At 66.9% G+C, this 9,918-nt stretch carries 8 protein-coding genes and 1 tRNA gene; 4 read left to right on the top strand and 5 right to left on the bottom strand.

The features are described 5' to 3' along the window. The first annotated feature begins 209 nt into the window (after window positions 1–209). A complete protein-coding gene (locus tag ABQY74_RS11810) occupies window positions 210–1,868 on the top strand; it encodes a methyl-accepting chemotaxis protein (protein ID WP_039521952.1) in 1,659 nt (552 codons plus the stop codon). A gap of 11 nt (window positions 1,869–1,879) precedes the next feature. Next, complete coding sequence (locus ABQY74_RS11805) at window positions 1,880–2,389, top strand: chemotaxis protein CheW (RefSeq protein ID WP_349791529.1); 510 nt, start codon at window positions 1,880–1,882, stop codon at window positions 2,387–2,389. Between the two features lie 219 nt (window positions 2,390–2,608). On the opposite strand, the gene ABQY74_RS11800 is transcribed toward ABQY74_RS11805, so the two are convergent. The 5 genes from ABQY74_RS11800 to rnd all read right to left on the bottom strand — a co-directional run bounded on the left by ABQY74_RS11800 (window position 2,609) and on the right by rnd (window position 6,374). Next, complete coding sequence (locus ABQY74_RS11800) at window positions 2,609–3,688, bottom strand: diguanylate cyclase domain-containing protein (protein ID WP_104554195.1); 1,080 nt, start codon at window positions 3,686–3,688, stop codon at window positions 2,609–2,611. Between the two features lie 204 nt (window positions 3,689–3,892). Continuing rightward, window positions 3,893–4,069, bottom strand: coding sequence for a hypothetical protein (locus tag ABQY74_RS11795; protein WP_164741595.1), 177 nt, complete (start codon window positions 4,067–4,069; stop codon window positions 3,893–3,895). A gap of 172 nt (window positions 4,070–4,241) precedes the next feature. Then, window positions 4,242–4,317 (bottom strand) — tRNA-Ala (locus tag ABQY74_RS11790). Window positions 4,318–4,405: 88 nt separating this feature from the next. Then, window positions 4,406–4,807, bottom strand: a complete 402-nt coding sequence (locus ABQY74_RS11785) for an H-NS family nucleoid-associated regulatory protein (RefSeq protein ID WP_039516171.1) — start codon at window positions 4,805–4,807, stop codon at window positions 4,406–4,408. Between the two features lie 472 nt (window positions 4,808–5,279). After that, complete coding sequence (rnd, locus tag ABQY74_RS11780) at window positions 5,280–6,374, bottom strand: ribonuclease D (protein ID WP_016904996.1); 1,095 nt, start codon at window positions 6,372–6,374, stop codon at window positions 5,280–5,282. Window positions 6,375–6,471: 97 nt separating this feature from the next. Here rnd and ABQY74_RS11775 point away from each other — a divergent pair, with 97 nt between their 5' ends. Both ABQY74_RS11775 and ABQY74_RS11770 read left to right on the top strand, forming a co-directional pair. Beyond that, entirely contained in the window at window positions 6,472–8,337 is a 1,866-nt protein-coding gene (locus ABQY74_RS11775; RefSeq protein WP_372469836.1) for an SUMF1/EgtB/PvdO family nonheme iron enzyme, read from the top strand. 258 nt (window positions 8,338–8,595) lie between these two features. After that, window positions 8,596–9,864: a virulence factor family protein gene (locus ABQY74_RS11770; RefSeq protein WP_104573774.1), complete on the top strand. Its 1,269-nt coding sequence runs from the start codon at window positions 8,596–8,598 to the stop codon at window positions 9,862–9,864. The last annotated feature ends 54 nt before the right edge of the window (window positions 9,865–9,918 follow it).

Here is a 9,918-nt window from a genome sequence, read left to right as displayed (position 1 = left end):
TACGAGCGCGTGACCGGTCACAAAAGCGCATATCCGATGGTGTGAATACGCGGTTAAGTGCCGTTTGCGTCTCAAGCGCGTTTTGGCCTCGCCGATAGCCATTAGCGATTGGTTAGACAAGCTGCACACAGTGAGCGGCACCCGCACCAGGCCACCGGGCGACCCTGCAACGCAGGTCGCGCATGCACCACCTTCAAGAGAACTCCCCAATGTTAGGCAACTTCAGAATCGGAACCAGGCTGATCGTGGCGTTCCTGATCGTCTCGGCGATCGGCGCATGCATCGGGTGGGTGGGTTATTCCAACTCCGGTCGGATCAGCGACCTGTCGACCTCGCTTTACGAGCGCGAGCTGCTTGGCTTGTCGAACGTCAAGGAGGCCAATATCAACCTGATCTACGCCGGCCGCGCACGCGCCAACCTGTTGCTGGCCAGCAGCGCCGAAGAGCGCCAGTCGCATGTGCAGAACATCGACAAGTACACCGCCAAGGTGGTCGATTACATGACGCGCGCGCGTTCCAGCTTCCAGACCGAGGAAGGCAGGAACAAGCTGGCGCAGTTCGACCGCGCCTGGCAGAAATACCTGGAAGAGCGCGGCCGCTTCATCGACGCCGCCAACCGCGAAGCCTTGCGCGACGCTAACCCGGAACTGGCAGAACTCTCGCGTGCGGTGCGTGCCAGCTCGGATGAAGTCGATACCTTGATGACCGATCTGAGCGGCCTGCGCGAGCGCAGCGCTGCCTCGGCCAATGCCGAAGCCGGCAGCATCCATGCGCGCAGCTCCAAGCTGCTGATGGCCATCATCTGCGGCGGCGTGCTGCTCGGCGCGGTTCTCGGCGTGGTGATCAGCCGCAGCGTCACCGGCCCGATCCGCCGCGCGGTGACGGTGGCCAACGGGCTGTCCGAAGGCGATCTGACCATGCGCATCGACGTGCATGGCCGCGACGAAACCGCGCAGCTGCTCGAAGCAATGCGCACGATGGTGCAGAAGCTGTCGCAGGTGGTCGGCGAGGTCAACACCAGTGCCGAAACCCTGGCCAGCGCGTCGGAGGAAGTCAGCGCCACCGCACAGTCGTTGTCGCAGGCCGCCAGCGAACAGGCTGCCGGTGTGGAGGAAACCAGCGCCTCGCTGGAGCAGATGACCGCATCGATCAGCCAGAACACCGAAAACGCCCGCATCACCGATGGCATGGCCACGCAGGCCGCGAAGGAGACCATCGAAGGCGGCGAAGCGGTGGTCGCCACCACCCAGGCGATGAAGCAGATCGCACAGAAGATCGGCATCATCGACGACATCGCGTATCAGACCAATCTGCTCGCGCTCAATGCGGCGATCGAAGCGGCGCGCGCCGGCGAACACGGCAAGGGCTTTGCCGTGGTGGCCGCCGAGGTGCGCAAGCTGGCCGAACGCAGCCAGGTGGCCGCGCAGGAGATTGGCGAGGTGGCCAGTTCCAGCGTCGAACTGGCCGATCGCGCCGGCCGCTTGCTCGACACCATCGTGCCCAGCATCAAGCGCACCTCGGACCTGGTGCAGGAGATTTCAGCGGCCTCCGAAGAGCAATCCTCCGGCGTCAGCCAGATCAATTCGGCGGTGGTGCAGCTGAGCCAGACCACCCAGCAGAACGCTAGTGCGTCGGAAGAACTGGCCGCCACTGCCGAGGAAATGAGCGCACAGGCCGAGCAGCTGCAGCAGAGCATGGCGTTCTTCCGCCTGGGCGGGCAGGGGCCGGCGAACACGCCGCCCAAGCGCGGCAAGGTGGCGGTTGCACGCCCGGCACGTGCGCCCGGTGCGCGCGGCTGGCGCAGCGCCGCGGCACCTGCCTATGCGATGTCCGAGGGCCCGGACGAAGGCCAGTTCGCCCGCTTCTGAGAGACCGATCGATGACTGCACAGACCCCCGATGTGATGCCTGGCGACGCCGATGCGGCGGCCCAGTACCTGACCTTCCAGCTGGATGGCGAAACCTTCGCCATCAGCATTCTTGGCATTCGCGAAATCATCCAGTACCGCGCACCCACGCCGGTGCCGTCGATGCCGGCCTGCGTGCGCGGGGTGATCAACCTGCGCGGTGCGGTGGTGCCGGTGGTGGATCTGCAATCGCGGCTGGGGCGTGCCGACAGCGCGATCAGCAAGCGCAGCTGCATCGTGATCCTGGCCACCGAGCAGGCGCAGGGACCGCAGGTGATCGGGGTGCTGGTCGATGCGGTCAACGCGGTGATCGAACTGGCCGATCAGGACATCGAAGCGGCGCCATCATTCGGCACGCATATCCGCCGCGACCTGCTGCGCGGCATGGGCGAGGTGGGCGAGCGCTTCGTGGTGCTGCTGGAGATGGAGCAGGTGCTGCAGGTGGACGAAATCGCCGGCAACACCGATGCGCTGGCAGCCTGAGTCGGGTGAAGCGCAGCTGACGATACGGCTGCCGCCTGGCAGCTGATCGGCACACGCGTTAGCCGCTCAAGACAGGCGTGCTGGCGGGTGTGTGCACACTGCGGTCGTAAGTGGAAAGACTGCAGCTGTACATAGGCATCGACCTAGCTGCCTGAGGCTGGGTCGTGTCGATCAGCGCCCTGCTGGCCTGCCTCGCCAGACCCGCGCGTGGTCTGCCACTCAGTCCTGCCGATGCCAGCCATTGAAGCGCTGCACGCAGTTGCGTCCATTGCCGATCGCGCCCTGCAGGGCGTGCCGCGCGCGCGCCAGCAAGGCGTTGCTGTCGAGCGAGGCACCGGCTGCCACCTCGACTAGCCCCACGCTGATCGTCAATGCGCCGGCTGGCCAGCTGGCCGTTTCGATCGCCTTGCGCACAGCCTCGATCAGCTCCATTGCCTTGGTCGCCGCTGTCTCCGGCAAGGCAATACAGAGTTGATCCCGGCTCAATCGTGCCACCGTGGCGGCATCCGGCAACTGCGCTTCGATCACCCTGGCAGCCTGGATCAGCGTTGCATCCGCTGCCGCGGCGCCCGCCTGCAATCTCAGCCGTTTGAAGCCATCCAGCTCGATCAGCGCCAGGGCGAGCGATGGCGTGGCGGCAGTGGGTGAGCTTTGTGCGTGTGTCTGCAGCGCATGCTCCAGACCGGCGCGGTTCCACATGCCGGTGAGTTCGTCGCGCAGCGCGTCCAGCTCGACCAGCTTGGCCGCACGCCGCAGCTCGATGGTGTCGACGACCTGCCGTGCCAGCGCCTGCAGTGCGTCGCGCTCGGCAACCGACAGGCGCCGGGGTGTGCGATCCAGCACGCACAATGTGCCCAGCGCGATCCCATCGGAGGTCAGCAGCGGGGCGCCGGCATAGAAGCGGATCTGCGGCTCGCCGGTGACCAGCGCATTGCCCACAAAGCGCGCATCCTGGTGGGTGTCGCCCACCTCCATCACCTGGTCGGGTTCGAGGATTGCATGCGCGCAGAACGACAGCTCGCGCGGGGTTTCGCGTGGCGCCATGCCCAGCTTCGACTTGAACCACTGGCGCTGCGTGTCGATCAGCGAAATCAGGGCCATCGGCGTCCCGCAGAGCTCGGCCGCGCTCGAGGTGAAGGCGTCGTAGACCGGCTCCGGTGCAGTGTCCAGCAGCTGGTAGTCCTGCAATGCGGCCAGACGTTCATCTTCGTTCGCCGGCAGCTGCGCTGCAACGGCGGTGCCACCCGGCAGCAGCGTCGCGTGGAAGAGGTGCAACGCGGACGCGTCAGGAATCTGCATGGATAGACCACCGGAACAAGGCGCCGTCAGGCGATGGATATGCGCATGGCGATGCCGTGTCTGGGCCCGTCGCACACGTTGGTTGGCGCAGACCTCATCCACCCCAGCGGATGACGCCCGTCACCGATCTTGCCACATCGGGCAGGGCAGGTCAGGGGCAGCGACTCCGTTCTGACGCGCCGCAGAGCAGCCCTGCCTGGCGTCTCATTCGCCCTGGCCGTTGTTGCCCTTGGGGCGGCGGGTCTGTTCGTCATGGATCTGCATGTCCTTCTGCCCGGGACGCTGCTTGGCGGCCTCATCCTGTTTGCGATCCTGCTGGCTCTCCGAAACACCGTGCTGATTGTCGGCGGCCTTGTCGGGCTGGCTCTGCTTGTTGCTCATGGCTTGCGTCCGGCGTGATGATGAAATGGACGTTAGCGCGCTCGATGTGATCCTGGCGACATGGCCGTACCGGGGCCTGGCATGCACCAGGCCGACGCGCTGCCGATGCAGGAGCCCAGAACGGAAAAGCCCCGGAAACATGACGTTTCCGAGGCCTTTACGATTGAAGCAATGGTGGAGCGGAAGGGGATCGAACCCTCGACCTTCGCGATGCGAACGCGACGCTCTCCCAGCTGAGCTACCGCCCCACGTGCCTGGATTCTAACCACATGTTGCGCGATTCGCCAAGCAGGCCGGCGGCCTGGATCGCCGCCCGGGGGCGCGATCCTGCGGCAATCACTCGCGAACCAGCGGGAACTTGAGGTCTGGGTTCTTGGCCTTCCATTCCTTGTACGACACCGAGCCTTCCCAGGCGGCAAAGGCCTTGGGCGTGCGGCCGCGGCCGGACCAGGTCTCGCCGGTGTGCGGCAGTTCGTACTTCGGCTTGACTTCGCTGCGGCCGCTCTTGACCACTTCCTTGCGTGCAGCGGTGGTGCCCAGGTAAGCGGCAATATCGTTGCGCTGCTTGGTGTTGAAGTGGCCGGCAAACTGCTCAAGCAGCGAGACGATGGTGGCATGCGCAGAGGATGCCTCGCTCGCGCGCTCGGTCTTTTCCTGTTCTTCCAGCTTCTGCAGCTCGTCCAGCAGCTTGGCTTTGGCTTGTGCGATGGAATCCAGTTTGGAAGTGGTATTGCTCACAGAGGTATGGCCTCGGAATAAGGGGGTGGAGACGTTGCCCGATGGGCACGCGTCATTATGGCATGTGGCCCGGGGGCGGCCTTTGCGTGTGCCTGCACCTGCACATGACGCGAGCAGGCTATTCACAGGGTCTGGTCGCGGGTTCGCAGTGTCCTGGCGAGGTCGTCGAGCATGCTTGCGCAGGCGGCGACCCCGGCCGTAACAATACAGCAGCAGGCCAGGCGGGATGACATCTCCGTGCAGCGCCGGCCAGAGATTGACTGCATGATGGCCAACCCTGTCCTGATCGACTGCGCCGGTTTCGATGGCGCGCTGTGCAAGGGCAGATGCGGCGATCGACGGGGATGCTGCTCGAATGGCTGGTCCGATCCATGGCCGGCGATGTGCGGGCGCAGCTGGCGAACGTCAGCCTGCGCCTTGCCTGCATCGCCACCAGCGCGTGGATGCGTGGTCCGTCGACCACTGCATCACCTCACTGCGCTGCAGCGTCTTCCAGCAGCGGCGTCAGCTGCGCTTCCAGCGCGTCGCGGCGCCATTGCCCCAGCGGTGCGGGCCAGCTGCGTTGTTCGATCAGGGTTTCCAGATGCCGGCGCGAGGCCAGGATGCCGTCGGGCAATCCCAGCTCGCGGCTGCGCTGGGCCACCGCATCCTGCAGGCGCTTGAGCACGGCCTTGTTGCCGTCGGTGGCCGCCTGCGCCAGCGGTGCATGGTCCTCGTCGGGCAACGGCGTGTTGAGCGCTTCCCACACTGCGGCGGCGAGCTTGCGCGGCGCCTTGGGAAACTTGTCGAACTGGCGCAGCAAGGCATCCAGATCGGCAGGCGGAAAGCGCGCCAGCTGGCTGGCCAGTTCGTTGTCCAGGATCCAGCTGCGCGGGCGATCGCTCTGGCGCGCCTGCAGGTCGCGCCAGCGCAGCAGGCGCAGCAGGCGGCGCTGCGCCGCAGGCTCGAGGAATTGCGCGGTGCGCAGGCTCACATGCGGCCAGCGCTCGCCATCGTCATGCTCCACCGTGGCGAGCAGGCGCTCGGCGTCTTCGGCCAGCCAGCCCAGGCGATCCTGCTCGGTCAGGCGGCGGGTGAGTTCGTCGTGGATGGCGAACAGGTAACGCACATCGTCGGCAGCGTATTCCAGCTGCGCCGGCGACAGCGGGCGACGCATCCAGTCCGAGCGCGTCTCGCCCTTGGTCAGCAAAGTGCCGGTCACTTCCTGCACCAGTTTCTGGTAGCCCATGCCACCCCCCACACCTGCCAGCGCGGCGGCGATCTGGGTATCGAACAATGGCCGCGGCAACACCCCGCACGCACACTTGAAGGTGACCAGATCCTCGCTGGCGCTATGCATCACCTTGACGATATCGGTGGCGGTCAACCATTCCCTGAGCGCCTCGTTCATGCCCGGGATCAGCGGGTCGATCAGCAGGATCTCCTCGCCGATGGCCATCTGCACCAGCGCCAGTTGCGGCCAGTAGGTGCGTTCGCGAATGAATTCGGTATCCAGGCCAATGCGGGACGGACGCGATGCCTGCAGGCGTTCGCTCAGCTCGGAGGGGTGGGTGATCCAATGGGGCACGTGATTTCCGTCGACAGCAAGGGTTTGCGCAGAACGCGCAGAATAGCCTAACGTCGCGATCGCCTGTCGTGCGGCAGAGCACTGGAAGGAGCAGGTGGTGGGTAAGTGCGGTAACCGGATCGCAGCATGGGCATTGGTTGCGCTAAGCGTGTGCGCCTGTTCGCGGACACCGACGCCGGCGCCTGCCGCTGCGCCGCAACCTGCTGCCGCCGCCGCGGTGCCGAGCAAGCCGAATGTGTCCATCGGTGGCGAAGAATCCGCCGAAACCGTGGCGCAATGGCAGCCGCCGCCAGTGGACCTGGGCGATGAGCCGCTGGCGCAGGTGCGCAAGCGCGCCGACCAGGCATTGAAGGACGATCGGCTCTATCGCGACGCCGACGATGCGATTCCGCTGTATCTGGCAATCCAGCAACGCGCCGACGGCAAGGACGCGGCCAGCCGGCGCGGGCTGGAGCAGGCGCGGCGTCGGTTGATCGAGCGCGGCCAGGCGCTGATCGCGCAGACCGACCGTCAGGACAGCGCGCTGGAACAGGCGCGTGAGCTGGCCATCGTGGCGCTGGCGCTCGCTCCGCAGGACCCGACGGTGCGCGCACTGCAGCGCGCAGTGGAAACCGCACAGCGGGTGCTGAGCTTCAACCGTGCCGGCGAGGAGGATCTGCGTGGCGGCCGCCTGGGCGAGGACGGCAACGGGGCGCTGGTGAACTTCCGCGATGCGGCGCAGCTGGATCCGGACAACCCGCGCACGCGCCAGGGGCTGGCTGCGGTGGAAAGCGGCCTGCTGGCACGCGCCGAGCAGGCGGCCGAGGCGAGCGACTTCATCGGCGCACGCTACTGGTTGCAGATGGCCGGGCAGGTGCGTGAGCGCGCACCGACCATTGCCGATGCACGTGCGCGCATCGAGCGCATGCGTCGTGCCCAGATCGCCGCACTGCACGACGCCGGCCTGCACGATCTCACCTCGCCCCGCGGCCTCAAGGCGGCTGGCGAAACACTGGCCGAGGTGCTGCGCATTGCCGACCCGGGCGATGCGGTGGCCGGCGATCTGCGTCGGCGGCTGGAACTGGCCACCCATTACGGCAGCTTTCGCCCTGGGCAGGTGTTCACCGACGGGCTCAAGGTTGGCGGGCGCGGTCCGCAGATGATCGTGGTGCCGCATGGCGCGTTCCAGATGGGCGCCGGCGATGCCGAGCCCGGCGCCTCCGACAACGAGCGCCCGGCGCATTACGTGCGTTTCGCGCGCGGGTTTGCGTTGTCGATCACCGAAGTGACGGTTGCCGAATTCCGCCAGTTCGTCGAGGCGACCGGCGCTCGTCCGCGTGCCACCCGGCGCGGGCACTCGGTGGTCTACGACGAGCGCAGCGGCAACTTCATCCGCCGCAGCGGGGTGGATTGGCAGTCCGACTACAACGGTGCGCAGGCCGCGCCCAACAGCCCGGTGATGCACGTCAGCATCCGCGACGCCGAAGCCTATGCGAGCTGGCTGTCGGAACAGACCGGCCGCCACTACCACGTACCCAGCGAGGCCGAGTTCGAATACGCGGTGCGCGCCGGCACCACCGGGCGCTATCCCTGGGGCAACGCCGGCTCGCCGCCGCTGGATGCGGGCAACTTCACCGGCGGCAACGATGTCTCGCGCAGCGGCCGGCACTGGAACAACGGCTTCGTCGGCTACGGCGACGGCTTCTGGGGCCCGGCGCCGGTCGGCAGCTTTCGCGCCAATGCCTGGGGGCTGCACGACATGGGCGGCAACCTGAGCGAGTGGGTGGCCGATTGCTGGCATGCCAGCTACCGTCGCGCGCCGGCCGACGGTGCCGCCTGGTTCAACCCCGGCTGCCGGCAGCGCATGATCCGCGGCGGCAGCTGGGCCAACTCGCCGCAGCAGACGCGTGCGGCCTGGCGGCAGTCGCAGGATTCGGACAGCACCAGCGCACGGATCGGCTTCCGCGTGGCGCGCGGGATCTAGGCCGCAGCTGTAAGTCAGTGCGCATGCGTGGTTTGCGGCTGCACGGCGATTGATCGCTGATCGCCGATCGCCATGTTGTCCGGATGCCATGCTCATGTCGAAGTGCTTGTCGTTCGCGACGACCTGAACACTTTCTCGGTTGGTCCCGCCGCAAGCCCGGGCGCGCAGGCTTAACCGCAGCGAACGCTGCTGGCGATCGCCATGGAACCGGCCGCCTCGGCCGCGGTCCAAGCGCCAGCGCTTGCGAGGATTGCGGTGATGGGCTGGGGAATCAAGGTGTTTCGTTGGGTCATCGCGGTACTGCTGATTGGCGGTAGCGGCTACGCCGTGGCGCGGCATCTGCAGGACGGAAATACCGCCGGGCATTACCGCTCGGTGGAGGTGCTGCGTCCGGAAGGCACGCCGAAGGCCATGGTGGTGCTGTTGCCCGACAGCGGCCATGCGCAGGACGGCCAGCGGCTTGCGGAGATGCTGAGCAACGACGGCGCGCTGGTCGCGGTGGTCGATACCGCCAGCTATCGCGAACGGGTGCGCGCGCATCACGCAGCCTGCAGCTCCCTGGCCGACGATGCCGAACGATTGGGCAAGAAGTTGCTGCGCGCCGAGCATGTCGACGCGTTCCTGCCGCCGGTGCTGGTGGGGCAGGGCGATGGCGCGGTGCTGGCGCGGCAGGCGCTGGCCTCGGCCGCGCCCGACGTGCTGGGCGGTGCGGTTGTCGCCGATGGCGACGCCGGCGATGGCGGCCTGGCCTGCTCGCGCGACGTGCCCGATGCCAATCAAGGCTTCCTCGACGACCTGGTCGACGCTGCCAGCCCCCTGCAGATCGCTGCGGCCACCCGGGGCCATTTCCTGACGGCCCAGGCGCAGGGCGTGGGCGATCTGCCACTGGTCGAACTGCATGCGCCCGGCAGCGACCGCATGGTGGTCATGCTGTCCGGCGACGGCGGCTGGCGCGAACTGGATAAGGGCATTGCCGCGCAATTGCAGCAGCAAGGCGTTTCGGTGGTGGGCTGGAACAGCCTGCGCTACTTCTGGGCCAGCCGCACGCCGCAGCAGGTCGGGGCGGACCTGGATCGGGTGATCGCGACCTATCAGCAGCGTTGGCATATCCACCACGTCGCGCTGGTGGGCTACTCGTTCGGCGCCGATGTGCTGCCGTTTGCCTATCCCGAGCTGTCGCCGCAGCAGCGCGCATCGGTGCAGTTTGTCAGCCTGCTCGGCCTTGCCCATCAGGCCGATTTCAAGGTGCGTGTCGGTGGCTGGCTGGGCTGGCATAACGATGCCGAGCGCGATGTGGAGCCGGCGATCCAGTCGCTGGATGCGCATCGCCTGCAATGCATCTATGGCGATCAGGAAAAGGACACGTTGTGCCCGGAATTGCGCGCGCGTGGCGTGCAGGTGGTGGCGCGTCCGGGCGGGCATCACTTCGACCACGATCCGGTGGTGCTGGCCGGGCTGCTGCTGCGGGGCTGGCGGCAGGCGGCGCAGACGCCCGTTCATGGTTTGAGAGCCGGTGATGCCCTCTGATCTGCACGCGGAGCGGTCTGCGGCGGGTTGAAGGGTTGATCCAGGCTTGGCCCG

The organism is Xanthomonas sp. WHRI 7064, from assembly GCF_040202355.2.
GTDB lineage: Bacteria > Pseudomonadota > Gammaproteobacteria > Xanthomonadales > Xanthomonadaceae > Xanthomonas > Xanthomonas arboricola.
The sequence above is the reverse complement of the archived record's forward strand: the minus strand, read 5'-3'. Positions and strand labels throughout refer to the sequence as shown.